The 26,125-nt window shown below is 69.9% G+C and carries 22 protein-coding genes; 9 read left to right on the forward strand and 13 right to left on the reverse strand.

What is annotated here, in order from left to right; all coding sequences use genetic code 11:
• Positions 1 to 38 precede the first annotated feature (38 nt).
• The 4 genes from I5731_RS19965 to ispH form a co-directional block, all read right to left on the reverse strand.
• Entirely contained in the window at positions 39 to 962 is a 924-nt protein-coding gene (locus I5731_RS19965; protein WP_197310241.1) for a diacylglycerol/lipid kinase family protein, read from the reverse strand.
• On the reverse strand, positions 959 to 1,489 hold the full coding sequence (gene rnhA / locus I5731_RS04840; RefSeq protein WP_197310279.1) for a ribonuclease HI: 531 nt from the start codon (positions 1,487 to 1,489) through the stop codon (positions 959 to 961). Before rnhA ends, I5731_RS19965 begins: the two co-directional genes overlap by 4 nt.
• Positions 1,490 to 1,515: 26 nt before the next feature.
• A complete protein-coding gene (locus I5731_RS04845; RefSeq protein WP_197310242.1) occupies positions 1,516 to 2,481 on the reverse strand; it encodes a homoserine kinase in 966 nt (321 codons plus the stop codon).
• Between the two features lie 73 nt (positions 2,482 to 2,554).
• Entirely contained in the window at positions 2,555 to 3,526 is a 972-nt protein-coding gene (ispH, locus tag I5731_RS04850) for a 4-hydroxy-3-methylbut-2-enyl diphosphate reductase (RefSeq protein ID WP_197310243.1), read from the reverse strand.
• A 171-nt stretch (positions 3,527 to 3,697) separates the two neighbouring features.
• Here ispH and I5731_RS04855 point away from each other — a divergent pair, with 171 nt between their 5' ends.
• Positions 3,698 to 4,273, forward strand: coding sequence for a hypothetical protein (locus I5731_RS04855; RefSeq protein ID WP_197310244.1), 576 nt, complete (start codon positions 3,698 to 3,700; stop codon positions 4,271 to 4,273).
• A 9-nt stretch (positions 4,274 to 4,282) separates the two neighbouring features.
• Here the strand turns inward: I5731_RS04855 and I5731_RS04860 are convergent, their stop codons facing one another.
• From I5731_RS04860 to I5731_RS04880, 5 genes are all read right to left on the reverse strand, one after another.
• Positions 4,283 to 5,479, reverse strand: a complete 1,197-nt coding sequence (locus I5731_RS04860; RefSeq protein ID WP_197310245.1) for an acyltransferase family protein — start codon at positions 5,477 to 5,479, stop codon at positions 4,283 to 4,285.
• A gap of 10 nt (positions 5,480 to 5,489) precedes the next feature.
• The gene (locus I5731_RS04865) at positions 5,490 to 6,686 is read right to left on the reverse strand and encodes a GNAT family N-acetyltransferase (protein WP_197310246.1); all 1,197 of its coding nucleotides are present in this window, start codon (positions 6,684 to 6,686) and stop codon (positions 5,490 to 5,492) included.
• A 50-nt stretch (positions 6,687 to 6,736) separates the two neighbouring features.
• Positions 6,737 to 7,924, reverse strand: a complete 1,188-nt coding sequence (locus I5731_RS04870; RefSeq protein WP_197310247.1) for a glycoside hydrolase family 5 protein — start codon at positions 7,922 to 7,924, stop codon at positions 6,737 to 6,739.
• Positions 7,921 to 8,757: a WecB/TagA/CpsF family glycosyltransferase gene (locus I5731_RS04875; RefSeq protein WP_235981546.1), complete on the reverse strand. Its 837-nt coding sequence runs from the start codon at positions 8,755 to 8,757 to the stop codon at positions 7,921 to 7,923. The genes I5731_RS04870 and I5731_RS04875 overlap by 4 nt, the downstream gene beginning before the upstream one ends.
• A gap of 160 nt (positions 8,758 to 8,917) precedes the next feature.
• Positions 8,918 to 10,507 carry an undecaprenyl-phosphate glucose phosphotransferase gene (locus I5731_RS04880; RefSeq protein WP_197310248.1) on the reverse strand — a complete coding sequence of 530 codons (1,590 nt, stop codon included), beginning with the start codon at positions 10,505 to 10,507 and terminating at the stop codon, positions 8,918 to 8,920.
• 260 nt (positions 10,508 to 10,767) lie between these two features.
• On the opposite strand from I5731_RS04880, the gene I5731_RS04885 reads away from it, so the two are divergent.
• The 5 genes from I5731_RS04885 to I5731_RS04905 all read left to right on the forward strand — a co-directional run bounded on the left by I5731_RS04885 (position 10,768) and on the right by I5731_RS04905 (position 17,159).
• Positions 10,768 to 10,959, forward strand: coding sequence for a CsbD family protein (locus tag I5731_RS04885; protein ID WP_197310249.1), 192 nt, complete (start codon positions 10,768 to 10,770; stop codon positions 10,957 to 10,959).
• 236 nt (positions 10,960 to 11,195) lie between these two features.
• Entirely contained in the window at positions 11,196 to 12,119 is a 924-nt protein-coding gene (locus I5731_RS04890; RefSeq protein ID WP_197310250.1) for an ROK family protein, read from the forward strand.
• Positions 12,120 to 12,168: 49 nt separating this feature from the next.
• Positions 12,169 to 12,777: a TetR family transcriptional regulator gene (locus I5731_RS04895; protein ID WP_197310251.1), complete on the forward strand. Its 609-nt coding sequence runs from the start codon at positions 12,169 to 12,171 to the stop codon at positions 12,775 to 12,777.
• A 167-nt stretch (positions 12,778 to 12,944) separates the two neighbouring features.
• On the forward strand, positions 12,945 to 13,952 hold the full coding sequence (locus tag I5731_RS04900; RefSeq protein ID WP_328838172.1) for an efflux RND transporter periplasmic adaptor subunit: 1,008 nt from the start codon (positions 12,945 to 12,947) through the stop codon (positions 13,950 to 13,952).
• Between the two features lie 3 nt (positions 13,953 to 13,955).
• Positions 13,956 to 17,159, forward strand: a complete 3,204-nt coding sequence (locus I5731_RS04905) for an efflux RND transporter permease subunit (protein ID WP_197310253.1) — start codon at positions 13,956 to 13,958, stop codon at positions 17,157 to 17,159.
• A gap of 82 nt (positions 17,160 to 17,241) precedes the next feature.
• Here the strand turns inward: I5731_RS04905 and I5731_RS04910 are convergent, their stop codons facing one another.
• Both I5731_RS04910 and I5731_RS04915 read right to left on the reverse strand, forming a co-directional pair.
• Positions 17,242 to 17,955, reverse strand: a complete 714-nt coding sequence (locus I5731_RS04910; RefSeq protein WP_197310254.1) for a DUF1013 domain-containing protein — start codon at positions 17,953 to 17,955, stop codon at positions 17,242 to 17,244.
• A 177-nt stretch (positions 17,956 to 18,132) separates the two neighbouring features.
• The gene (locus tag I5731_RS04915) at positions 18,133 to 19,116 is read right to left on the reverse strand and encodes an NAD(P)H-quinone oxidoreductase (RefSeq protein WP_197310281.1); all 984 of its coding nucleotides are present in this window, start codon (positions 19,114 to 19,116) and stop codon (positions 18,133 to 18,135) included.
• Positions 19,117 to 19,890: 774 nt separating this feature from the next.
• Here I5731_RS04915 and rcdA point away from each other — a divergent pair.
• The 3 genes from rcdA (at position 19,891) to I5731_RS04930 (ending at position 22,478) form a co-directional block, all read left to right on the forward strand.
• Positions 19,891 to 20,439: a protease adaptor protein RcdA gene (gene rcdA / locus I5731_RS04920; protein WP_197310255.1), complete on the forward strand. Its 549-nt coding sequence runs from the start codon at positions 19,891 to 19,893 to the stop codon at positions 20,437 to 20,439.
• Positions 20,440 to 20,640: 201 nt separating this feature from the next.
• Positions 20,641 to 21,291, forward strand: a complete 651-nt coding sequence (locus tag I5731_RS04925) for a thiamine phosphate synthase (RefSeq protein WP_197310256.1) — start codon at positions 20,641 to 20,643, stop codon at positions 21,289 to 21,291.
• On the forward strand, positions 21,288 to 22,478 hold the full coding sequence (locus tag I5731_RS04930) for a tetratricopeptide repeat protein (protein ID WP_197310257.1): 1,191 nt from the start codon (positions 21,288 to 21,290) through the stop codon (positions 22,476 to 22,478). The genes I5731_RS04925 and I5731_RS04930 overlap by 4 nt, the downstream gene beginning before the upstream one ends.
• A 51-nt stretch (positions 22,479 to 22,529) precedes the next feature.
• On the opposite strand, the gene I5731_RS04935 is transcribed toward I5731_RS04930, so the two are convergent.
• Both I5731_RS04935 and I5731_RS04940 read right to left on the reverse strand, forming a co-directional pair.
• On the reverse strand, positions 22,530 to 24,206 hold the full coding sequence (locus I5731_RS04935; RefSeq protein WP_197310258.1) for a formate--tetrahydrofolate ligase: 1,677 nt from the start codon (positions 24,204 to 24,206) through the stop codon (positions 22,530 to 22,532).
• A 285-nt stretch (positions 24,207 to 24,491) separates the two neighbouring features.
• The gene (locus tag I5731_RS04940; RefSeq protein WP_197310259.1) at positions 24,492 to 26,117 is read right to left on the reverse strand and encodes an acyl-CoA synthetase; all 1,626 of its coding nucleotides are present in this window, start codon (positions 26,115 to 26,117) and stop codon (positions 24,492 to 24,494) included.
• Between the last annotated feature and the right edge of the window lie 8 nt (positions 26,118 to 26,125).

Here is a 26,125-nt window from a genome sequence, read left to right on the forward strand (position 1 = left end):
ACAATGCCAGTCGGGGCCCGTCGGGCCGGCGCCTGTTGTCAGGCCGTGATGATACTGAGCACGCGCGGATGCGCCTCGATCGAGCCGTTCGTCGGGGCGATCGGGTCGCCGTCGACCTGCATTTCCACGTCGGCACCGGCGAAGCGCACCTTCACCACGGCACGGTCGGTGACGCCGGAGAGGCGCGCGAGGCGGCCGAGCCCCAGCATGACCCCGGCCTTGAGCAGGGCGAGGGGGCGGTCGTCGTCGACCGTGACGAGGCGGAGGCCCGGCACGGTCACGCCGGTGTGCGGCGTCAGGGTCAGCGGTCCGCCGTAGCAGCGCGCGGTGGTGGCGACCGCGATCCGGCAGGTGAAGGTCTCGCCGTCGGCGGTGACGATGACGTCCGGCCGGTCGCGGCGGAAGGCGAGGCGGAAGATCGCCGCCACATAGGCTAGCTTGCCGATCCGGCGCTTCAGTTTCGGATCGACCCCGTGCACCACGGCGGCGTCGAAGCCGGCCGAGGCCATCAGCAGGAACGGTCGGTCGCCGATGCGGCCGAGATAGAGCGGCGCGATCTTTCGCGCGACGATCGACTCGGCGATGCGGTGCGCGGCGAACGGCAGCGAGAGTTCGGCGGCAAGGACGTTGGCGGTGCCGAAGGGCAGGATCGCCAGCGCCGGTGGCGCCGCGGGCCGGTCGACGAGCCCGCGCACCGCCTCGTTGATCGAGCCGTCGCCGCCGCCGACCACCAGCGTATCCACGGTCGGCGACAGGCCGCGCGCGATCTCGACGAGTTCACCGGCCTGCCGCGTCAGCCGCACGTCTGTGCGCACGCCGAGATCGTCGAGACGCGCCACCAGCCGGTCGAGTGTCTGGAAGCGGAAGCCGCCGGCGGTCGGGTTGGCGACCACCTGGACATGCCGCGTCACCGGGGCGACCGGCTCGGGGCCGCCGAAAGCCGGCACCGTCTCCGTGTTCACCCGGCCTCTCCACCGCCTGCGGCGGGCAGCCCGCCGCGCCGCTTCAGGAACGGCCGCATCCCCTCGCGCGCCAGCGCGTCGGCGCGCTCGTTCATCGGATGGCCGGCGTGGCCGCGGACCCAGTGCCAGGTCACGGTGTGGCGCAGGCGCTGCTCCTCGAGCGCCTGCCAGAGCTCGGCGTTCTTGACCGGCTTGCGGTCGGCCGTGCGCCAGCCGTTGCGCTTCCAGTTGTGGATCCAGCTCGAGATGCCGCCCTTCACATACTGCGAATCGGTGTGGATCTCGACGGTGCACGGGCGCTTTAGCGCCGTCAGCGCCGCGATCGCCGCCATCAGTTCCATGCGGTTGTTGGTGGTGTCCGGCTCGCCGCCGCAGAGCTCCTTCTCGACGTCGCCGAAGCCGAGGATGGCGCCCCAGCCGCCGGGGCCGGGATTACCCGAGCAGGCGCCGTCGGTGAAGATCACCACCTTGCGGCCGGCGTCGATCGCCGTCTCGATCGCGGCGGCCGTCGTCTCGCTGTCTTGCATCTTGGTCCCGGTCGTCGGTTGGGCGGTCATGGCGTCATCCCGTAGGCGCCGACGCCGGTGACGCGCTGGTGGAAGCGGAGCTTGCGGAGATACTCGATCGGATCCTTCGGCGTCACCAGGGCGCCGGGCGGCACGTTGAGCCAGTCGTAGAGCCGCGACAGCAGGAAGCGCATCGCGGCGCCGCGGGCGAGCAGCGGCAGCGCCGCGCGTTCCCCGGGCGTCAGCGGCCGGCGGCTTTCGTAGCCGGCGATCAGCGCGCGGGCCTTGGTGACGTTGAACTGCAGGTCGGTCTCGAAGCACCAGGCGTTGAGGCAGATCACGAGGTCGTAGGCGAGGAAGTCGTTGCAGGCGAAATAGAAGTCGATCAGCCCCGAGAGGTCGTCACCGAGGAAGAAGACGTTGTCGGGGAACAGATCGGCGTGGATCACCCCGGCCGGCAGCGCCTTCGGCCATTCCGCCTCGAGGCGGCCGAGCTCGGCGTCGATCTCGGCGGCAAGGCCGGGCTGTACCTCGTCGGCGCGGTCGGCGGAGCGCTCGAACAGCGGGCGCCAGCCGGGCAGCGACAGCGCGTTGGTGCGGTGCACGGCGAAATCGGCGCCTGCGGCGTGCAGGTCGGCGAGCGCCACGCCGAGCTGGGCGCAATGCGGCAGCCGCGGCCGGCGCACCGAGACCCCATCGAGGAAGGTGACGATCGCCGCGGGCCGGCCGGCGAGGCGGCCGAGGGCGGCGCCCGAACGGGCGCGCACGGGGGTGGGGCAGTTGATGCCGCGACCGGCGAGATGCTGCATCAGGCCGATGAAGAACGGCAGTTCGGCCTCGTTCACCCGCTTCTCGTAGAGCGTCAGGATGAAGCTCGCCGCGGTGGTGCGCAGCAGGAAGTTGGAGTTCTCGACGCCTTCGGCGATGCCCTTGAACGACACGAGTTCGCCGATGTCGTAGTCGGCGATGAAGGCGGCGAGGTCCTCGTCGCCGACGTCGGTGTAGACCGCCATGAACGTCCCCGGTACTGGGCGAAGAGATCGGATCGGTGAAGATACCGCCCGGCGAAGGTGATGGCGGAGGCTGCTACTCGGCCGCCGGCTGGCGCAATTCGCGCGGCAGGTTGAACGACACGGTCTCGTCGGCGGTGCGCACCTCCTCGACCGTGACGGCGTAGCGGGCGGCGAAGGCGTCGATCACCTCCTCGACCAGCACTTCCGGCGCCGAGGCCCCCGCGGTGAGGCCGAGATTGGCGACGGGGCCGACGGCGTCCCAGTCGATGTCGCTGGCGCGCTGGATCAGGAAGGCGCGCTCGCAGCCGGCGCGCGCGGCGACCTCGCGCAGGCGCTGCGAGTTCGACGAGTTCGGCGCGCCGACTACCAGCATCGCGTCGACCTTCGGCGCCACGACGCGCACCGCGTCCTGCCGGTTGGTGGTGGCGTAGCAGATGTCGTCCTTGTGCGGGGCGACAATGGCCGGGAAGCGCCGGGTCAGCGCCGCGACGATCGCGCGGGTATCGTCGACGGACAGGGTGGTCTGGGTGATCCAGGCGAGATTGGCTTCGTCGCGCGGCTCGACGGTCTCGGCGTCGGCTTCCGTCTCCACCAGCGTCACGGCGCCCTCGGGCAACTGCCCCATGGTGCCGATCACCTCCGGGTGGCCGGCGTGGCCGACGAGGATGATGTGGCGGCCGCGGCGATGGTGGATCTCGGCCTCGCGGTGCACCTTGGAGACCAGCGGGCAGGTGGCGTCGAGGTAGAACATCGACCGCGCCGCGGCATCGGCCGGCACCGCCTTCGGCACCCCGTGCGCGGAGAAGACCACCGGCTGGCGATCCGACGGCGGGATCTCGTCGAGTTCCTCGACGAAGACGGCGCCCTTCCGGCGCAGCCCCTCGACGACGTATTTGTTGTGGACGATCTCGTGGCGCACATAGACCGGCGCGCCATAGCGCTCCAGCGCCAGCTCGACGATCTGGATCGCCCGGTCGACGCCGGCACAGAAGCCGCGCGGCGCACAGAGATAGACGTTGAGCGGCGGCTTTGCGGCGTCGGTCACGGTGGTTCTCGTCCGGGTGGGCGGCCCTGCGGTGGCGCCCCGCACAAGGCGCAATTGGAGGCGATGGGCCCCGTGTGTCAAGGCCGGAGCGGCCGGGCGGGGCGCGGTGCCGCCCCTGTCGCCAATCCGAAACGGCCCTGCTATAGAGGGCGCCGTGGAGGGACCTCGCGCATGTCTTCGGTCGGTCGTCGCTTTTTCCGTCTTGTCGCTGCCGCGCCGCTCGCCATCCTGGCGGCCTGTTCGAACGGCCCGGATCTCAATCCGGCCAGCCTAGTCTCCGGCGGCAGCGATCCGCAGGCCGTGGCCGAATCCGCCGCGCGCTTCACCAGCGCCCGCACCTGCCCGACCGTCGCCGTCCGCGACGGCACCCAGGTCTTCACCATCTACGAGCGCGGCCGCGACCAGGATCCGAAGGGCATCCGCTTCCAGGCGAACATCGGCCAGATGGCGCGCGAGTGCACCGACGTCGGCGACTCGACCATCGTCAAGGTCGGTGTCGCCGGTCGCCTGATCAACGGCCCGACCGGCGCCACCGGCAATGTCGACCTGCCGCTGCGCGTCGTCCTGCTGCGCAACGGTGCCGAGGTGGTCTACTCGCAGCTCTTCCGCGTGCCGGCGTCGCTGGCGGCCGGCCAGGGCAATGTGCTGTGGACCCACGTCGCCGACGGCATCCAGATTCCCGCCGACAAGCGCTCCGGGACGCTGCAGATCTACGTCGGCTTCGACGAAGGCCCGGCCGGGAGCTGATCCCCGGTCTCAGTCCTTTCCTGCGATCCGGCGCGACAGGCCGCGACCGGCGGCGATCATCGGCGCTTCGAGGAAGCGCCAGGCAAGCGCGCTGGCGGCGAGCGTCGCGAGCGTTGCCGTGACGGCGAGGCCGATCGCGAACAGCTCGCGGTGGGCGCCCAGCGTCTCGTTGCCGAAGCCGAGCACGAACAGGCCGGCGACCGTGAACAGCATCGGGAAGTGGATCAGGTAGATCCCGTAGGAGAGGTCGCCGAGCGCCTTCAGCGGTGCCGACACCGCGACCCGTGGCGGCGCTTCCAGCAGCAGCACGACGAGCGCGACCGAAACCATCACCTCAAAAAGGTTGGTGACCGGATCGGCGTGGCCGCCGTAGGCGTAGCCGGCGGCGTCCATCAGCGCGCGGCCGTTCATCAGCACGAGGAACAGCGCGACCGGCAGCAGCACGCGGGCGGCGGTGCCGAGCGCAGCGAGCCTCGGCCGCAGCATCAGGCCGATATGCAGGGCGAGGATGCCGGCGGCGAAGTTCACCATGAAGGCCGGCCAGCGGTAGAGCAGGATGTGGCTGTCCGGCGCCATGCGCATCGCGAACGAGACGACCAGCAGCGCCAGCGTCAGCACGATCGCGCGCGCCGGAGTGCGGGCGCCGAGCACGAACAGCGGCATCAGCGCCGAGGCGACGAGTTCGACGAAGATCGACCAGGTCGGTGGGTTTAGCTTGTCGATCAGGCCGAGGAAGCTCGCCGCGATCTTCACCGGCGAGAACGCCTCGTCGTAGTGGCCGAAGAACGACGCCTCGAACAACGGGCTCGTCACGCGCGGATGCAGGAAAAGGTAGTAGGCCAGCGCGAAGGCGGAGGTCGCGATCAGCAGCGGATAGAGCCGGAACAGCCGGCGCACGCCATAGGCGACGGTCTCGGCCAGGCCCCCGGCGTAGCGCCGGAGCGAGATCGCCAGCACCGCGCCGCTGAGCACGTAGAACAGCGCCACCGCCGCGCCGCCCCCCGCCATCAGCCCGAGCGGGCTGGTCGACAATGCATTGAAGGCGAGCAGCGCGAGCACGTGGCTCCACAGCACCGCAAGGGCGGCGATCCCGCGCACGCCGTGCAGCGCGCCGGCGAACGGCCGGTCGAAGGCGGCAGGCACCGCCAGCAGGGCCGGGCGCTCCATGGCCCGGCGACGATAGGCGCGGATGTCGTCGACGGTCATGGCGTGCTCCTTACTTGCCGACCACCCGGCGAACGCGGCGGTTGAGCTCGGGATGCAGGTCGAGGTAGTGGCGGATCGAGCGGCGCAGCCGGGCCTCGATGGCAACGATGCGGCCGCGGGTGGTGAGCGGCTGCTGGTACTCGAAGAGGTCGACCTGCCGGCCGTCGAAGCGCTCCTTGTAGTGGAGGTTGCCGACGCCGATGTCGAAGACGTCGAGCCCCGCCGCCTTCCAGTGCGCCTGGGTCTCCACCATGTTGCAGAGGCCGGGCGAATAGCGACGGTACTCCTCGCCGCCCATCGCGGTGACGATGCCGTTCCAGCGGCCGCGGTGGACGAAGCCGTAGATGACGGCGATCAGCGTGCCGTCGAGTTCGATCGCCGTCAGGCTGACCCGGCCGTCGGCGCAGCCGCGGTGCGCGAGGTCGCGAAAGAAGCCGCCGATATGCGGCTCGTCGAGATTGCTGGTCTGGCCGAGTTCGGCGCAGCGCACCCGGCGCTGCAGGATCATCGCGTCGATCAGCCGGTCCGCCTCGGCGGCATTTCCGGCGACGAGGAAGCGGTAGTCGCCGGCCTTCTTCATCTTGCGGATCTTGCCGGCGGCGTCCTTGTAGGCGCCGGTCCGGGTGATGTCGACGCCGGCCATCGGCACCACGGCCGTGGTGACGCCCATGGCGGCGACGCCGGGCAGCAGTGCCAGCGGGTTGGGGAGGTTGCCGACGGTCGGCGGCATCTTCTTCATGGTGATCGCGTCGGCCACCGGCAGCTTCGCGATGATGCGGCGCCAGAGCTGGACGGCGCTCGCATGGTCGAACACGGCGTCGCGCGCCAACAGCGGCGCGGCATAGTCGCAGAGGTCGAGGTCGGCGAGCTCGATCTTCCTGAGGCCTTTCACCCGCCGCATCACGAACGGCACGATGACCTGTGGCCGCCCGTCGGCGCCGTGCACGGTGACGACGATCGGCGCTGCCCGGCTCGCCGGGACGAGTTCGGTGAGGAACGGCTGCATGAAGAAGCGGGTCTGGAACACGCTGAGGCTGCCGGACTGCTCCAGCCGGTCCCAGGCCGCCCAGAGCGCCGGGTTCGCCATGTCGGTGTGGACCTCGATCGCGAGCTGGCCGACGTCGACGGCGCCGGCGGGCGCGGCACTCCACGCGGGCTCGGCGGCGAAATCGGCAAGGTCGAGGCGGACGGCGCCTTCGGTCATCATTGCACGCGTGTCCCTCGGGTTCGTGGTGCCGGCGGACCGGCGAGAATGGGTCAGAGCCCGTCGCCCTCGCCGCCGACCGACGCCGGGTCGAACAGGGCGCGGACGATGAGCGAATCGGGCAGGCGGGTCAGGTCGTCGAGCAGGCCGAAGCCGTCGGAAAAGTCCCAGTGGGTCCAGGCGGTGCAGTTCGTCTCCGCCGCATCCACCACCGCGGCGAGCCAGCGGGCCCGGTCGGTCGGGTTGGCGACGAAGCGCAGCACGCCGAATTCGTTGACGAGGGTCGGGCGCCCCGCCTTGCGGCTCCATTCGGCGAGCAGCGCGAACTCGCGCGCCACCATCGCCGCGTTCCAGTCGATCGTCAGCGTGCGGTCGAGCAGATCGGCGCTGCGCTGGTGCCCCTGCGCCTTCAGCGCCTCGATCTGCGACACCACGGCGGGATCGTTGCGCGTCGCCGGGAACGGCACGGCGGCGAGTGGCGCCAGCGGATCGCCCGGCGGCGCCCAGGTGAGGCCCTGATGCGTGAACGGCATCGGGTCGTAGTAGTGCACGGCGTAGACGACGTTGGGATCCTCGAGCGGCTGCATGCGCACGAGCTGGTCGATGCGCTGCGCGCCTGACGGGCCGACGATCAGCGTGTGCTCGGGCAGCACCTCGCGCAGGTGCGCCGCGAGCCGCGGCATCTGCTCGGACCAGACGGCTTCGCCGGCCGAGGGCTCGTTGAGGAGTTCCGCGAACACGGCATCGGCGGGGAAATCGCGAATGACGCCCGCGAGGCGGGTCCACGCGGTGGCGATTTCCGCTTCCGCGGCGTCCGGATCGCTGACGTGCAGCTCCGAGAAGCGGCGACCGGGGTGGAGGTCGACCGACGCGGCCCAGCCGTTCGCGGTCAGGCGGGCGAGCACGCTGCGCAGGCTTTCGAGGGTGAGCGCCGTCTCGGCCTCGCTCGCAAAGCGCGGCATGACCAGCTCGCCGTTCACCGGCAGGCGGATGTGGCGCATGCCGAGCAGCTGGAGGTGGTCGAGCACCACCGGGTCGGGCGTGCGCGTCTCGGGCGCTTCCACCCAGTCCGGCACGTTGAAGCCGCGCGACAGCGCCGCCATGCGGTTGGCCGGGACGCTCGAACCCTCGAGGGCGAAGCAGCCGGGAAAGTCAGCCGCCGCCATCGCCGGCGCCGGCAGCAGGGCGGCGGCGAGGGCGAGGAGGCCGGCGGCGAGGCCGCTGCGCGTACGGCCGCTCATCGCGACCTCGTCGCGAGCAGCCACACCGCGTGCGGATTGGTGGTGAGGTAGCGGCGGCCGAGGCGCTTCGGCTCCAGCATCATCCGGTAGAACCATTCGAGGCCGAAGCGCTGCATCAGGCCGGGGGCGCGGCTCTTCGCTCCGGAGAGGAAGTCGAACAGGCCACCCGAGGTCTTGATCAGGCCGACGCCGGTGAGGCGGTGGCGGTTGCGCGACACGAAGCGCTGTTCGAGCGGCACGCCGAAACCGATCCACAGGATGTCCGGCGCTGCGGCGTTGATCTCGGCGACCAGCGCATCCTCGTCCTCGCGCTTGAAATAGCCGTCGCGGGCGCCGGCGAAGACGAGCCTTGGATAGAGCGCGCGCATGTTGGCGACCGCTTTGCGATTCACCTCCGGCGAGCCGCCGAGGAAATAGAAGCGCGTGCCGGTCGCCTCGGCGACCTTGGCCGAATCGTGCACGAGATCGGTGGTGGCGAGGCGCTCGGGCAGGGGGCGGGCGCAGACGTAGCGCGAGGCGACGACCATCGGCGTGCCGTCGGCATGGATGAGATCGGCCTCGGCGAACAGCGCCCGGATCTCCGGATCGGTGGCGCAGTTGGACAGCACCTGGCCGTTGGCCGAGGTGACGTAGAGCGGCGGCAGGCCGCGTCCGCGGCGGGAGAGCGCCCAGTCGTTCATCAGCCGCGCCGCCTCGCCGCGGTCCTGCACGGCGATCGGCAGGCCGCCGAGCACTACGGTCGGGATCGCCGCGGGGGAGGGGGCGTCCGGCCGGGGAGACGGGGCGGCCTCCGCGCGTGCGGCAAAGGTATCGTCGGTCAACGCAACGGACATGGTGGCAATCCTGTCGATGTCACGCCGGTCGAGACAGCGTTGGGGCGTTGTTGTCGTGATGCTGCGGAGTATAGGTCTCCGTCTTTAAGATTGTTGCGTCTGGAAAGTCGAAAAACCGCGCTGTACCGGTAACGGATCATCAACCGTGACCGCTCCCGCCTCAGTAGGCGTTTTCCTGGTTGAGCACGCGGATCGGCGTCAGGAACAGGATGTAGAGGTCGAACAGCACCGACCAGTTGTCGATGTAGTGCAGGTCGTACTGGACGCGCGCCTCGATCTTCTCGCGCCGGTCGATCTCGCCGCGCAGGCCGTTGACCTGCGCCCAGCCGGTGACGCCGGGCTTCACCTTGTGGCGGGCGAAATAGCCGTCGACGACCTCGTCCCAGAGCTGCTGCTCGGTGCGGGCGTTGACGGCGTGCGGGCGCGGGCCGACCAGCGACAGCTCGCCGCGCAGCACGTTGAAGAGTTGCGGCAACTCGTCGATCGAGGTGCGGCGGATGAAGCGGCCGACGCGGGTGACGCGCGGATCGCCCCTGGTGACGACCTTCGCCGCCGCCGGATCGGCCATCTCGTGGAACATCGAGCGGAACTTCATCACCTCGATGACCTCGTTGTTGAAGCCATAGCGCTTCTGCCGGAAGATCACCGGGCCACGGCTTTCAAGGCGCACCGCCAGCGCGGCGCCGACCATGAGCGGCGACAGCATGACGATCGCGATCGAGGCGAACAGGATGTCGAAGGCCCGCTTCACCACCGAGTCCCAGCCGGCGATCGGCTTGTCGAAGATGTCGAGGAACGGCACGCTGCCGACGAAGGAATAGGAGCGCGGGCGGAGCTTGAGCCGGCTCGCGTGGGCGCTGAGGCGGATGTCGACCGGCAGGATCCAGAGGCTCTTGAGAAGCTGCAGCAGCCGGTGCTCCGCCGTGATCGGGATCGCGACGATCAGGAGGTCGACCGCGGCGAGGCGGGCGAAGACGACGAGCTGGTCGATGTTGCCGAGCTTCGGATAGCCGCCGATGTTCTCCGGCGAACGGTCGTCGGCGCGGTCGTCGAAGATGCCGAGCACGCGGATCTCGTTGTTGCCGCCGGCGTCGATCGCCTTGATCAGCTCCTCGGCCGCCGCGCCGCCGCCGACGATAACGGCGCGCTGCTGCAACCGGCCGAGCGCCGTCCAGCGCTTGACCGCGACCGTCATGGTGATGGTGGCGGCGATGATGGCGAGCAGGCCGCCGACGAACCAGAGCCCGAGCCAGCCGCGCTCGATGTTCTCGCCGACCCCGACGACGAACATCGCCGCGAGGAAGCCGCCGACCACGGAGGTCCACAGCGCGAGCGCCCGGCCGAGCCGGCGGTGGCCGCGGCGGAAGGCGGCGACGGAATAGCCGTCGGCGGCATGGATCGCGAGCACGGCGAGCATCGGCGCGCCGAGCGCCGGACCGAGGTAGCCGAGTTCGATCAGCGAAACGTCGCCGATCATCGACGCATGGATGGCGACCCCGGCAATGACGAGGAAGCTGAATTCGAGCAGGGCGGCGAGACCGGAGATGATGGACGGCGCGATCGCCCGGTCGCGGTAGTCGGCGGCGACCCGCCGCGCCCGAGCGGTGAGCGTCGTCGCCCGCAGCGAGCGGGCGCGCCGCTCGGCGCCGGGGGAGCGCTCCGGGGTGCCGGCCGCCGGATCGCCGACCGGAACATCGGTGCGCGGGGGCGGCACTTGATCGAACGTTTGTGAACTGTCGGTGATCGCCATCGTCGTCCGCATCCGTGGGCTCTGTCCTTGCCCGACGCTGCGCCGCCGACCCTCAGCGCAGCGTTAACAAGGCTCTGATTCTGCGGGGCGAATGCGACTCGATCGTCGACATGCTTTCGCGTTGATGAACGCCGGTTCGAAAATGCGGAGGTATCGTGATCGAGCGGCGAAGGAGGTCTCGGCTGGAACAAAGCGCGGATCGGCCACGTTGAGTTTTCGAAGTCGCAAGATTTCGAGAAAAATCAGGAAAGGACACTCCGATGGGCAGCACTGGCGACAAGATCAAGGGCATGGCCAACGAAGCGGCCGGCAACGTCAAGCAGGCGGCTGGCAAGGCGATGGACGATCCGAAGATGCAGGCCGAAGGCATTGCGCAGGAGCGCAAGGGCGAAGCGCAGCAGACCGTCGGCAAGGCCAAGGATGCCGTCAAGGACGTCGTCGACAAGGCCTGATGCAAATGCAGTCGAGCCGCTGGCACAGGGTGCCGGCGGCTCCTGCAGTCTGGACTCTGGGTTCCCTCCCAAGACCACTTGCGGCGACCGGTTCATCCCGGTCGCCGTATTTTTTTGTCCTGCGCCGGTTTGGGCCGAGATTGGCGACTCGGGTGCCGCTGTGCCAGATCAGAAGGTGACAGCGGCGCCGGAGGGCCCGGCCGCGGTGGCTTGAGCGCATCTGGCAGGAACCGGCAATGGCGGCGATCCGTCTCGGCATCGACATCGGCGGCACCAAGATCGAGGCGCTGGGGCTCGCGCCGGATGGCGCCGTCACCGAGCGCCTGCGCCTCTCCACCCCCGCCGGCTACGACGATCTGATCGCCGCGGTTCGCGATCTCGTCGCGAAATTCGAGGCGGCGAAGGGCCCGGTCGTCAGCATCGGCGTCGGCGCGCCCGGGTCGCGTTCGCCGCGAAGCGGCCTCTGGCGCAACTGCAATATCCTGTCCTGCAACGGCCGCGATCTCGGCGGCGACCTCGGCGCGGCGCTCGGACGCGCGATCCGGATCGAGAACGACGCCAACTGCTTTGCGCTGTCCGAAGCGATCGGGGGCGCCGCGGCCGGCAAGCGGATCGTCTATGCCCTGACGCTCGGCACCGGGCTCGGCGGCGGCTTCGTCTGCGACGGCGTCATCCATACGGGGATCAACGGCACCGCGGGCGAGGCGGGTCACGTGCCGATGCCGCGGCCGACGGTCGAGGAACTCGGCGTCGGCCCCTGCTACTGCGGCCGGATCGCCTGCGCCGAGCAGTTCCTGTCGGGCACCGGCTTTGCCGCCGACCATGCCCGTGCCACCGGCCGGGACGTACCGGCCACCGAGGTCGCGGCGCTCGCTGCCGCGGGCGATCCGGATGCCGTCGCCGCCGCCGGCCGGCTCGCCGATCGCCTGGCGCGCTACGGCGGCCTGCTGGCGACACTGATCGATCCCGACGTCATCGTGCTCGGCGGGGGGCTCGCCCGGATGCCGGGACTGATCGAGGCGGCGTCGGCGGCCGTCGCACACCACACCTTCGGCGACGAGGCGGTCGCCGTGTTCGCGGCAAGCCGCTTCGAGGGCTATGGCGGCGCCCGCGGCGCGGCGCTGCTCTGGCCCCGGGCGGAGGCCGAGAATCCCGCTTGACGATCTGACGAATGAAGAATATTGAAAATCATCAGCAAGTGAGGACGCCATGAGGGCCGCAGTTCGCGGACGCGCCGATCCCGACGAGGTCCGCGCCCGCATCATCGAAGTCGCCGAGGTGCTGTTCCGCAGCATCGGCTACCAGAAGACGTCGATGGCCGACATCGCCGCCGAGCTCAAGATGAGCCCGGCCAACCTCTATCGCTTCTTTCCCTCGAAGCTCGCCCTCGTCGAGCAGATCTGTGCCCGCGTCACCGGCGAGATCCAGGCCGTCGCCTGGCGCATTGCCCGGTCGAACGGCAGCGCCAGTGAGAAGCTGGAGCGCTTCGTCGTGGAATTGCATCGTCATAACAAGACGGTACTGCTGAAGGATCGCCGCCTGCACGATATGGTTTCCATTGCGATGGTGGAGAACTGGCAGTCGATCGAGCGCCACATCGAGCAGATGCGCGGCGTGGTCGAGTCGATCATTCGCGAGGGTGTCGAGAGCGGCGAGTTCAAGGTCGCCGATCCCGCGGCGATGGCCCATGTCGTAAAGAGCAGCTTCGTGGCGTTTCTCCACCCGCAGTTGCTCGAGCAGTGCTTCCACGAAGACATGGAGCCGCTGGCGCGCGGGGTCGCGCGGCTGGTGGTGAAGGGGCTTCGGGCGGGCGACTGATCGGAAAGGGCGCCGGTTCCGGCGCCCTTTTTCAGGCCTGTTCAGTGACGATTATACAGAATCAACAGTTGATATCCTTCAATCCAAGGGGGTGTGAGATGCGCAGCTCCGGCCTTGTCCTTCTTCCTGTTCTCGCGGTGCTGCTTGCCGCCTGTCAGGAGGCCGAAGTGACCGTGGCGCCTGATCCGGTGGTCCGGGTGCAGGCGGCCCACTTCGTCTCCATCGCCGAGACCGGCCTCTATGCCGGCACGGTGCGCCCGCGGTCGGAGGTCGCGACCGGTTTTCGCGTCGGCGGCAAGCTGATCGAGCGTCCGCTCGATGTCGGCGACGTCGTCGCCCCGGGCGACCTGATCGCCCGCCTCGATCCGGACGACCTGCGGCTGTCGCTCGAGAGCGCCGGCGCTGAACTCGATGCGGCGCGGGCGAACCTCGCCCAGGCGGAGGCCGACGGTGCGCGCTATGCGACGCTCGCCGACCGCGGCCACGCCAGCAAGGCGACCGACGAGCAGCGCCGCCTCGCGACCGACGAGGCGCGCGGCCGTCTGCTGCGGGCCGAGCGCAGTGTCGAACTCGCCCAAAACCAGCTCGGTTATGCCGAGATCCGCGCGACCTTCGCCGCCGTCGTCACCGCCGTCTCGGCGGAACCGGGGCAGGTGGTGAGCCTCGGCCAGCCGGTGGTGACGCTGGCGCCGACCACGGACAAGGAAGTCGAGATCGCGGTGCCCGAAAGCCGTGTCGCGCAGCTCGCTGCGGGCAGCGCGATGGCGCGGCTCTGGGCCGACGGGCGCAGCTTCCCGGCGAAGCTGCGCGAGGTCTCGCCGCAGGCCGACGCGGCGACCCGCACCTACCGGGCCCGCTTCACCCTGCCGGACGCGGACGACAGCGTGCGCTTCGGCATGTCGGCGACGATCGAACTCCTCAACGGCGATCCGACCCCCGTGGTGCGACTGCCGGCCACCGCGGTGCTCGACGAGGGCGAGGGGCCGCGCGTGTTCGTGATCGACCCGAGCGGCAGCAAGCTCGCCAAGACGGCGGTCGAGGTCCGGCGCTTCGGCACCGACACCGTGCTGATCTCCGCCGGTCTCGCCAATGGCGACGAGGTGGTGACGCTCGGCGTCAACAAGCTCGAGGACGGACAGAAAGTGCGCGTTGCCATCGTCGAAGCGCGGAGGTGAGCCATGACGGGCCAGAACGGACACGGTGAGCCCGAAGCCGAGCGGGGCAACCTGCCGCCGCTGCCGGTCTCGCGCTTCAATCTCTCGCAGTGGGCGGTGACGCACCAGACGCTGGTGCTGTTCCTGATCATCGCCATCTCGCTCGGCGGCATCTTCTCCTACGCCCGGCTCGGCCGCGCCGAGGATCCGAGCTTCACCATCAAGGTGATGGTCGTCTCGGCCGTCTGGCCCGGCGCCACGGCGGCGGAAATCCAGCGCCAGGTCGCCGACCCGATCGAGAAGACGCTGCAGGAGGTGCCGCACTTCGACAAGGTGCGGACCTATTCCCAGGCCGGTGCGGCCTACATGCAGGTGCAGCTCGAGGACACAACGCCGCCCGGCGCGGTGGCGGACATCTGGTACCAGGTCCGCAAGCGCATCGCCGACATCCGCGGCCAGCTGCCGGCCGATATCATCGGCCCGTTCTTCAACGACGAGTTCGGCGACGTCGACAGCGCGCTCTACATGCTGCGCGGCGAGGGCACCGACCTGCGCGAGCTGAAGGACGAGGCGGAGATCATCCGCCAGCGCCTGCTGCGCGTGCCCGACGTCGCCAAGGTGCGGCTCTACGGCGACCAAGACGAGAAGATCTTCGTCGAACTCAGCCATACCAAGCTCGCGACGCTTGGCATTTCCGCCGAGGACGTCTTCGCCTCGATCGCCGCCCAGAATGCCGTGACCCCGGCGGGCGCCGTCGACACGGCGGACGAGCACATCTCCGTGCGTGTCGAGGGCGCGCTCGACGGCGTCGCGGCGGTTGCCGACGTGCCGGTCGCCGGCAACGGCGTCACCGTGCGGCTCGGCGACATCGCCGAGGTGCGGCGCGGCTTCGAGGATCCGCCGAGCTACGTCGTGCGGCACGAGGGCCAGCCCGCGATCGCCATCGGCGTCGTGATGGCCGAGGGCGCCAACATCGTGACGCTCGGCGAGGAACTCGACGCGGCGATGCAGGACGTGCGCGCCGACCTTCCCGTCGGCTTCGAGATGCACCAGGTCGCCGACCAGCCGAAGATCGTCGAGGAATCGGTGAGGGAGTTCATCCAGGCCTTCGCCGAGGCGCTGGCGATCGTGCTCGCCGTCAGCTTCCTGTCGCTCGGCTGGCGGACCGGCATCGTCGTGGCGCTCGCGGTGCCGATCGTGCTCGCGGTGGTGATGATCGCGCTCGACCTGATGGGCCTCAGCCTCGAGCGCATCAGCCTCGGCGCGCTGATCATCGCGCTCGGCCTGCTGGTCGACGATGCGATCATCGCCGTCGAGATGATGGTCGTGAAGATGGAGGAGGGCTACGACCGCCTGCAGGCGGCGACCTTCGCCTGGAGCTCCACCGCCTTCCCGATGCTGACCGGCACGCTGGTGACGGCGGCGGGCTTCCTGCCCGTCGGCTTTGCGAAATCGACGGCCGGCGAATACGCCGGCGGCATCTTCTGGGTCGTCGGCATCGCGCTGGTCGCGTCGTGGTTCGTCGCGGTGATCTTCACCCCCTACCTCGGCGTCAAGCTGCTGCCGGAGATGAAGCGCCACGGCGGCGGGCATGGCGAGATGTACGGCTCGCGGACCTACCGGGCGCTCAGGGCCGTGATCGAATGGTGCGTCGCGCACCGGCTGGTCGTGGTGATGGCGACGGTGCTGCTGTTCGCCGGCTCGATCATGTCGTTCCGCTTCGTCGAGCAGCAGTTCTTCCCCGATTCGCCGCGTCCCGAACTCACCGTGGAAATCCGGCTCGCCGAAGGCGCGTCCTTTGCCGCGACCGAGCGGGCGATGGCGGCGGTTGCCGGCGTCGTCGATGGTGACGACGACGTGCTGACCTGGTCGACCTACACCGGCGCCGGCGCGCCGCGCTGGTTCCTCGCCTCCAATCCCGAGCTGCCGAAGGCCAACTACGCCAGCATGGTGCTGGAGACCACCGGTCCGGAGGCGCGCGACCGGGTGAAGGCGAAGCTCGAGCAGTTCGCCGCCGAGGGCGGCGTGCCGGAGGCGCGGGTGCGCGTCAGCGCGCTGGCGCTCGGCCCCCCGGTCGGCTTCCCGGTGCAGTTCCGCGTCATCGGCGAGGATCCGCTGGAAATTCGCCGCATCGCCGGCGAGGTCAAGGCGGTGATGCAGGCAAACCCGAAGATCGTCGACCCGCAGTTCGACTGGAACGAGCAGGCGAAGACCGTGAAGCTGGTGCTGGACCAGGACCGGGTGCGGGTGCTCGGCCTGACGCCGCAGGCGGTCAGCCGGACGCTGCAGACGCTGATCTCGGGCTACAGCGTGACGACCGTGCGCGACGGCATCGAGAAGGTCGAGGTCGTCGCCCGGGCGGTCGCCGCCGAACGCCTCGACCTCGACCGCCTCGGCGACCTGACGGTGGCGGTGCGCGGCGGTGTCGCCGTGCCGCTGTCGCAGGTGGCGCGGGTCGAATACGGCTTCGAGGAGCCGATCCTCTGGCGCCAGAACCGCGACCTGATGATCACCGTGCGCGCCGACGTCATTCCCGGCGTGCAGCCGCCCGACGTCTCGAACGAGATCCGCCCGATGCTCGCCCCGGTCGAGGCGAAGCTGCCCGTCGGCTACCGCATCGAGATGGGCGGCTCGGTCGAGGAGAGCGCCAAGGCGAACGTCGCGCTGTTCGCGGTCTTCCCGCTAATGATCATCGCGATGCTGACGCTGCTGATGATCCAGTTGCAGAGCTTCTCGAAGCTGGCGCTGGTGTTCTCGACGGCGCCGCTCGGCCTGATCGGCGCCACGGTGGCGCTGATCCTGTTCAGCCGGCCGTTCGGCTTCGTCGCGCTGCTCGGCATCATCGCGCTCGCCGGCATGATCATGCGCAACACGGTGATCCTCGTCGACCAGATCGGCCAAGACATCGACGCCGGCCATGCGCCCTGGCAGGCGGTGGTGGACGCCACGGTGCGCCGGGCGCGCCCGGTGGTGCTGACGGCGCTCGCGGCGATCCTCGCGATGATTCCGCTGTCGCAGAACGTGTTCTGGGGCCCGATGGCGGTGGCGATCATGGGCGGGCTGTCGGTGGGTACGCTGCTGACGCTGATGTTCGTGCCGGCGCTCTATGCGCTGTGGTTCCGGGTGAAGCGGCCGGCCGCCCAGGCCGCGGCGGCGGAAGCTCCCCCGGCGCTGCCCGAGCCCGTGCAGCCGATGCTGCCGCTGCTGCTGCGCGACGCGGCGGAGTAGCGGCCGGGTTGCTCATCCTGAAACGCAAAACGGCCGGCGATGACGCCGGCCGTTTCATGTCGGGCTTCTCGAGAGAGACGGATCAGACCTCGTCGTCGTCCTCGTCCACCGGCTTGTTCTGCATCGCATTGAGCTTGGCGAACACGGCGGCGGCGTCGAGTTCCTCCTCCTTCTTCTCCTGGCGCGCGCTGCGATAGGAGGAGAGGGCGGACTCGGACGTCGTTTCGTCGACCGGCAGCAGGGCGGCGGAGGGCTGCTCGGCCTGCGGCGGCAGGTTCTTCGCGGCCTTCTCGACCTCGAGGTCGAGCTCGATCTGCGAGCAGAGGCCGAGCGTCACCGGATCGAGCGGCGACAGCGAGGCGGAGTTCCAGTGCGTGCGCTCGCGGATCTGCAGGATGGTCGGCTTGGTGGTGCCGACGAGGCGCATGATCTGCGCGTCCTTCAGTTCCGGATGGTTGCGCACCAGCCAGAGGATGGCGTTGGGACGGTCCTGGCGGCGCGACACCGGCGTGTAGCGCGGACCCTTCCGCTTCGATTCCGGCACGCGCACCTTCGGATCGGCGACGCGCAGCTTGTGGTTCGGGTCCTTCTCGGCGCGCACGATCTCTTCGCGCGTCAGCTGGCCGGTCTGGATCGGGTCGAGGCCCTTGATGCCCTGCGCGGCCTCGCCGTCGGCGACCGCCTTGATCTCCAGCGGGTGCAGCTTGCAGAAGTTGGCGATCTGCTCGAAGGACAGGGCCGTGTTCTCCACGAGCCAGACCGCGGTGGCCTTGGGCATCAGCGGTGCGTTGGACATGGGATAAAGTCCTCCTGTGTGCTCTGCCGGTTCGGGCCGGCGGAGCCGTCGTTCTATACTTGATAGACGGGGAATGCCGCGCTTATAGCCGCAGACGAAGTCGAGCGCAATTTGAAAGCCGATCTTTCCCGGCCCGCCTCCAGCGTCGTCCCGAGGTAGGGCGGATGCCCCCTCTCGTCAGGGGGCACCCGGCACCAGGATGATCTTGCCGACATGGTCGGCCTCGAGCAGCCGGTGCGCCTCGGCTGCATCGGCGAGCGGCAACACGGTGTCGATCACGGGGGCGACGCTGCCGGCCGAAAGCAGCGGCCACACCTTGCCTTCGAGCTCGCGCGCGATCGCCGCCTTGAAATCCGGCTCGCGGGCGCGCAGCGTCGAGCCGGTGTGGACGAGGCGCTTCAGCATCAGCCGGGTGAAGTCGACCTCGACCTTCGAGCCCTGCAGGAAGGCGATCTGCACGATGCGGCCCTCAATCGCCGCGGCCTCGTGGTTGCGGGCGATGTAGCTGCCGCCGACCATGTCGAGAATCACGTCGGCGCCTTTGCCCTCGCTCGCCGCCTTCACCGCGGCTACGAAGTCCTCGCTGCGGTAGTTGACGGCGAGGTCGGCGCCGAGCCCGCGGCAGACGGCGCATTTCTCGTCCGAACCCGCCGTGGTGTAGACCGTCGCGCCGAAAGCCTTGGCGAGCTGGATCGCCGTGGTGCCGATGCCGCTGGTGCCGCCGTGCACGAGGAAGCGCTCGCCGGCGCGAAGGCCGGCCCGGTCGAAGACGTTCGACCAGACGGTAAAGAAGGTTTCGGGCAGCGATGCCGCCTTGACCGCGTCGTAGCCGTCCGGGAAGGGCAGGGCGCTGCCTTCCGGCACCGCGCAATACTCCGCATAGCCGCCGCCGGTGACCAGCGCGGTCACCCGGTCGCCGAGCTGCCAGCGGGTGACGCCGTCGCCGACGGCGACGACCTCGCCGGCGACCTCGAGGCCGGGAATGTCGGAGGCGCCCTTCGGCGGCGGATAGGCGCCGGCGCGCTGCAGGGCGTCGGGCCGGTTGACGCCGGCCGCCTCGACCCGCAGCAGCACCTCGCCGGGGCCCGGCGTCGGCACGGGCCGCGTCGTCGCCCGGAGCACCTCCGGCCCGCCCGGCGCGGTGATCTCGATCGCAGTCATGGTGGCGGGAAGGTCGGCCACGGCATCCTCCGCTGTTGTGCGTGTCTCGGTCGCTTCAGACTGAGACTTAAGCCGCGGCGCCGGGCAATGCGAGCCGTGGCGGTGATCGCCGGCCAGCGACATGATGTCGGCGGGCGGGCGTGCCGGGGCGGGAAGCCGTGCTGCTCCGGGACGCCGGTGGCGACGGGGCCGGTCCCGGCGGGGCGGCCGCTCTGGTGATGCCGGGGCGTTTGGCGGCGATCAAGCGTTTTGTGAGCAGCGACGGCGGCGGTGTCGAGCCCAAAGATCACGACAGCAGATTCGGCCGCGAATACATGGCGATAGCGGCGCGCCACCTGCGCGGGGGCACCCCGGAACGGCCGCAGCGTGCCGTGGCGGCACGATTTGGCCGGATTGGAACGCCGCGTTTACCGTTCGTTAAGCTTTCTAATCTATTACTTTGCTTGTCCAGCCTTCTGGATCTGCGAGTGGCTCCCGTCACTCCTTTTGACGCCTCCCTGTCGACTTGCAGAGCCGCGCTTCGTCGCGGCTCTCTTTTCGTGGTCGGACAGCCTCCGGTGTCGCCGTTTCCCGCCTGCCGTCCCCCGCCACGGCGTGCCGTCTCCCGCGATGGCACGCGTGTTGCCAATCGATCTCCGAGCGGTCGCATGCGGCTCCCGAAACGGGACGTCGTTCGACACCGACCGCAGGACCGGCCGTCGTCCCGACTTTTTCGGGTGCTACGGCCCGGATGGGGTCGCGGACTCGACGTCCGCCAGCAGGGACTATAAAAAGATGACCGACAGGACGCAGGAGCTTGGACCGGTGATCGATGCGGCCATCCCGTTCGCGGAGCGTTTCGCCGGCTCGCCGACGTTCCGGGAGCTGTTTCGCGAGGGCATGGATCTCGTCGAGGAAACCGCTGCCTATCTCGACGGCGACGGCCGTGCCCACTCCAAGGTGCTGAGCCGCAACGCGTCGCTGAGCTACGCCACGGAATCGATGCGCCTCACGACCCGGCTGATGCAGCTCGCCTCCTGGCTGCTGCTGCAGCGTGCGGTGAACGAAGGCGAGATGACGCAGAGCCAGGCCGGGGCCGAGAAGGCGAAAGTTCGCCTCGACGGGGCGTCGGCGGCGGTCATGGCCGGCCAGCCCGACGAACTGCCCGAGGCGCTGCGCGACCTGATCACGCGTTCGCTGCGGCTGCAGGACCGGATCCGCCATCTCGACCAGGCGATCTACACCCCGCCGGAGAGCCGCATGCCGGCCGCCAACCCGGTCGGCCGCCAGATCGGTCGCCTCGCCGACGCCTTTTCCGGCTCGGCCGCGCGCGACCGTCTCTGATATCTCGTGCCATGACGGGGCCGGTCCGCCACGGGCCGGCCCTTCGTCGTCCGGATGATGCCGGATTTGGCCGCAATCGGCGGCGATGATCTCGCCTCGAGCGGCCGGGCGGTGCTACAGCAGGCGCTGCCGGGATGTCCGGCCGGCGCGGAGCCGGCCGGTGTCCCCTCCCGACCTGCTTCCCGAGCGAAGGCCGCATCCTTGTCCCGTTCCCGCCTGTTCCTGATCACCCCGCGCAGCATCGACCTCGAGCCCTTCGCCGCCGAGCTCGACGAAGCGCTGGCCGCCGGCGACGTCGCGTCGCTGCTCGTCGCCGTCGAAACCACCTCCGAAGCCGCGCTGCAGCGGATCGCCGAGCGGCTGGTGCCGATCGCCCAGGCGCGCGGCGTCGCGGCGATGGTGCGCGGCGACAGCCGGGCCGCGGCGCGCGCCAAGGCCGACGGCCTGCACGTCGACACCGGCATCGCCGGCATCACCGACGCGGTGGAGAAGTTCCAGCCGAAGTCCTTCGTCGGCGCCGGCGGCATCAAGACCCGCGACGACGCGATGGCGGCGGGCGAAGCCGGGGCCGACTATCTGCTGTTCGGCATGATCGACCTGCCGGAAGCGCCCGAGCCGCATCGCAAGTCGATCGACCTCGGCCACTGGTGGGCCTCGGTGTTCGAGCCGCCGTGCGTGGTGCTGGCCGGCGCCGACATCGAATCGGTCACCGATGCCGCCGGCACCGGGGCGGAATTCGTCGCCGTGCGCGATGCCGTCTGGGCGCATCCGGAGGGTGCCGCCGCCGCGATCCGCCGTGCCAATCTCCTGCTCGATGCGGCGGCGACGCCGAACGGCGAGGAGGACGCGTGAACCGGCGCCGGCGCGACAGCGGCTTTTCGGCGGCCTGGCGGGCAACGGCCCTCGCCGGGCTTCTCGCCGCGGCGTCGCCCGCGCTGGCGCAACCCGCGGCGCCGGCACCCGAGACGGACGGTCCCCGCCTGCTGCCCGGCGTCATCGACGGCGCGGTGGAACTGCTGCCGAACGGCACCGCCGGCGGCCTGCAGAGCGACGGGCCGGCCCTGCTGCCGCCCGTCCTAGGCCAGCCGCGCGCGCCCGGCTTCCTCGCCGCCGTGCAGAACCTGCCCGACGCCGACAAGATCGACTACGCCTATGGCGCGTTCCAGCGCGGCTACTACCTGACGGCGCTGGCGATCGCCACCGACCGTGCCGCCGCGGGCGATGCGGCCGCGCGCACGCTGATCGGCTTCATCTACCGCTATGGCCTCGGCGTGCCGCGCAGCGAGGCGGAGGCGGCGATCTGGTACGAACTCGCAGCCGATACCGGCGACGCCGCGGCGATGGTCGAGCTCGCCGATCTCTACTCGCAAGGCGTGGGGGTGCCGCAGAACCTCGACAAGGCCGCCGAGTTGCTGGAGCAGGCCGACGCCAAGGGCCGCGTCGAGGCGGCCTACGGGCTCGGCATGGTCTATCTCACCGGCAAGGGCCGCGAACGCGACCCTGCCAAGGCGCTGGCGCTGTTTACCCGCGCCGCGGACGGCGGCAACGCCGACGCCGCCTATGCGCTCGCCGTGCTCTATCAGGAAGGCACCGACGTGCCGGCCGAGCCGGGGCAGGCGGCGACCTGGATGGCGCGCGCGGCCAAGGCCGGGCATACGGCGGCGCAGGTCGAGTACGCGATCATGGTGTTCAACGGCACCGGCATCAACCGCAACGAGGCGGTGGCCGCAGCCTGGTTCCGGCTGGCCGCAAACGCCGGCAACCCGGTGGCGCAGAACCGGTTGGCGCGCCTGCTCGCCGCCGGCCGCGGCGTCGAGAAGAACGAGCGCGAGGCCGCCGTCTGGCACCTGCGCGCCCGCGCCGCGGGCCTCGAGGATCAATGGCTCGACGAAATGGTGGCGGGCCTCGCGGAGGCCGATCGCGCCGGCGCGGCGGAAGCGGCCGCAGGCACCGGCCAGTCGCCGGCACCCGTCGTTCCGCCGTCCGCAGCGCCGGAGCCGGTCGCGCCGGCCCCCGTCACGCCGCCGCCAGAGCCCTGACCGAGACCTCATGAGGGACGGCCGCCCGGCGCGGGGCGACCGAAGCGCTCGTCAGCTGAGGCCTTCGATCTCGCCGTTGGCGTCGAGGCGGATGTGCAGCGCCGAGGGCACCTTGGGCAGGCCCGGCATCGTCATGATGTCACCGCAGATCACGATGACGAACTCGGCGCCGGCCGACAGCCGCACCTCGCGGATCGGCAGCACGTGGCCGGTCGGCGCATTCTTGGCGTTCGGATCGGCCGAGAACGACGACTGGGTCTTCGCGATGCAGACCGGCACGTGGCCGAAGCCGGCCGCCTCGTAGTCGGCGAGCTGCTTCCTCACCTTGGCGTCAGCGCTGACCGCACTCGCGCGGTAGAGCTCCTTCGCGATGGTCTCGACCTTCTTCAAGAGCGGCATGTCGTCGGGGTAGAGCGTGGTGAACGGCGTCGCGCGCGGCGCGTCGAGGATTGCCTCGACCTTGCGGGCGAGCTCCTCGGTGCCCTTCGAGCCGTCGGCCCAGTGGGTGCAGAGCACCGCATCAACGCCCGCCTGCTCCTTGCAGAGCCGGATCACCGTTTCGATCTCGGCGTCGGTGTCGGTGACGAACTTGTTGATGCAGACGACGGAGGGCACGCCGAACTTGGCGACGTTCTCGATGTGGCGGGCGAGGTTGGCAAAGCCTTCCTCGACGGCGGCGACGTTTTCCTTGGAAAGGTCGGCCTTGCCGATGCCGCCGTGCATCTTCAGCGCGCGGATGGTGGCGACGATCACCGCGGCATCCGGCTCCAGCCCGGCCTTGCGGCACTTGATGTCGAAGAACTTCTCCGCGCCGAGGTCGGCACCGAAGCCGGCTTCCGTCACCACGACGTCGGCGAGCCGCAGCGCCGCCTGGGTGGCCGAGACGGAGTTGCAGCCGTGCGCGATGTTGGCGAAGGGGCCGCCGTGCACGAAGGCCGGATTGCCCTCCAGCGTCTGCACGAGGTTCGGCGCCAGCGCGTCCTTCAGCAGCACGGTCATCGCCGGGGCGGCGCCGATGTCGCCGGCGGTCACCGGCTTGCGGTCGCGGGTCTCGGCGACGACGATCTTCGCGAGGCGGGCCTCGAGGTCGGTGTAGTCTTTCGCGAGGCAGAACACCGCCATCACTTCGGACGCGACGGTGATGTCGAAGCCGTCCTCGCGGGCAAAGCCGTTCGAGACGCCGCCGAGCGACGAGGTGATCTGGCGCAGCGAGCGGTCGTTCATGTCGATGGCGCGGCGCCAGGCGACGCGGCGGGTGTCGATGCCGAGGTCGTTGCCCCAGTAGATGTGGTTGTCGATCATCGCGGCGAGCAGGTTGTGCGCCGAGGTGATGGCGTGGAAGTCGCCGGTGAAGTGGAGGTTGATCGCCTCCATCGGCACCACCTGCGCCCAGCCACCGCCGGCCGCCCCGCCCTTGACGCCGAAGCAGGGGCCGAGCGAGGGCTCGCGCAGGCAGATCGCCGCGCGCTTGCCGATGCGGTTCAGCGCGTCGCCGAGGCCGACGGTGGTGGTCGTCTTGCCTTCACCGGCCGGCGTCGGGGTGATCGCGGTGACGAGGACCAGCTTGCCCTTCGGCTTGTCGGCGAGCGTCGCGAGATAGGCGTTGTCCACCTTGGCGATGTGCTTGCCGTAGTTGTTGAGCGCCTCGTCGGGAATCCCGAGCCGCGACGCCACCTCCGAGATCGGTTTCATGGTGACGCTGCGTGCGACTTCGATATCGCTCATCATGGACGTTTGCTCCGACGTTCTTGCCCCGCACCGCGGCGGATCGCTTTTCGCCGTCAACATGCACGATGGTCGGAAGGGGCGGAAGGCGTGGGGGCTGCGGCAGATTTGAGCAGGGGGGGAGGACCGGTGGCTTCGGGTCCGGCCTAGGGCGCCCAGAGGTCATCTGACGACCTGAAACGGCGGGAAATACGCGCGGCCGGCGGCTGCCGCGGTCAGATCGCCGCGGGCTGTTGAAACAGCTGCTCCGGGAGAGCGAAGATCGGCGGCGGCGGTTGGGCCTGCCCGTCAGATCTCCCGCGTCCGTTCGCGCAGCGCGAACTTCTGGATCTTGCCGGTGGAGGTCTTCGGCAACTCGCCGAAGACGACATGGCGCGGGCACTTGTAGCGGGCGAGGCGGTCGCGGCACCAGTCGAGGATGTCCGACTCGCTGGCCGCGACGCCGGCTTTCAATTCGACGAAGGCGCAGGGCGTTTCGCCCCATTTCTCGTCGGCCTTGGCGACGACGGCGACCGACTGTACGGCCGGGTGCTTGTAGATCACCTCCTCGACCTCGATCGACGAGATGTTCTCGCCGCCGGAGATGATGATGTCCTTCGAGCGGTCTTTCAGCTGGATGTAGCCGTCGGGATGCAGCACGCCGAGGTCGCCGGAATGGAACCAGCCGCCGGCGAAGGCCTCGGCCGTGGCGGCCGGATTGCGCAGGTAGCCCTTCATGACGATATTGCCGCGGAACATCACCTCACCGAGCGTCTCGCCGTCGGCGGCAACCCGGGTCATCGTGGCCGGATCCATCACGGTGAGGTCGTCGAGCGCCTGGTAGCGCACGCCCTGCCGCGCCTTGCGCGTGGCGCGGGCGGCGGGGTCGAGCCCGTCCCATGCGGCCTTCCACTCGTTGATGACGGCGGGGCCGTAGGTCTCGGTGAGGCCGTAGAGGTGCGTCACCTCGAAGCCGGCGCCGGCCATCGCGGCCAGCACCGATTCGGGCGGCGGGGCCGCGGCGGTGAGGAACTTCACGGCCTGGGAGAACGGCTGCTTCTCCGCCTCGGGGGCGTTGAGCAGGATGCTCATGACGATCGGCGCGCCGCAGAGATGGGTGACGCCGTGCTCGGCAAGCGCGGCGTACATCGCCGGCGCCCGTACCCAGCGCAGGCAGACGTGGGTGCCGGCGACCACCGACAGCGACCACGGGAAGCACCAGCCGTTACAGTGGAACATCGGCAGGGTCCAGAGGTAGACCGGATGGCGCTGCATGCCGCAGGCGACGATGTTGCCGTAGCCCATCAGCGCCGCGCCGCGGTGGTGGTAGACGACGCCCTTCGGATTGCCGGTGGTGCCGGAAGTGTAGTTGAGCGAGATCGCATCCCACTCGTCGCCGGGCATCTGCCAGTCGAAATCGGGATCGCCCTCGGCGAGCAGCGCCTCGTAGTCGAGGTCGCCGAGGCGTTCGCCGAGGCCGGCGAATTCGGGATCGTCGAAATCGACGACCAGCGGCTTGACGCTGGCGAGCGCCAGCGCCTCGCGCACGGTCTTCGAAAATTCCGCGTCGGTGATCAGCACCCTGGTTTCGGCGTGGTCGAGCGAGAAGGCGATGATCGCGGCGTCGAGGCGGGTGTTCAGCGTGTTGAGCACCGCGCCGCACATCGGCACGCCGTAGTGCGCCTCCAGCATCGGCGGCGTGTTGGCGAGCATCACCGAGACTGTGTCGCCCTTGCCGATACCGCGCCGGGCGAGCGCCGAGGCGAGGCGGCGGGCGCGCGCGTAGAAGTCGCGGTAGCTGAGGCGCTGGCTGCCGTGGATGACCGCGGTGTGGTCCGGAAAGACGCCGGCGGCGCGGGCGAGATGGCTGAGCGGGGTCAGGGGCTGGAAATTGGCCGGATTGCGCTCGAGACCCGTGTCGTAGATCGAAGCCATTGCCTGCC

Source organism: Methylobrevis albus, from assembly GCF_015904235.1.
Classification (GTDB): Bacteria; Pseudomonadota; Alphaproteobacteria; order Rhizobiales; family Pleomorphomonadaceae; genus Methylobrevis_A; species Methylobrevis_A albus.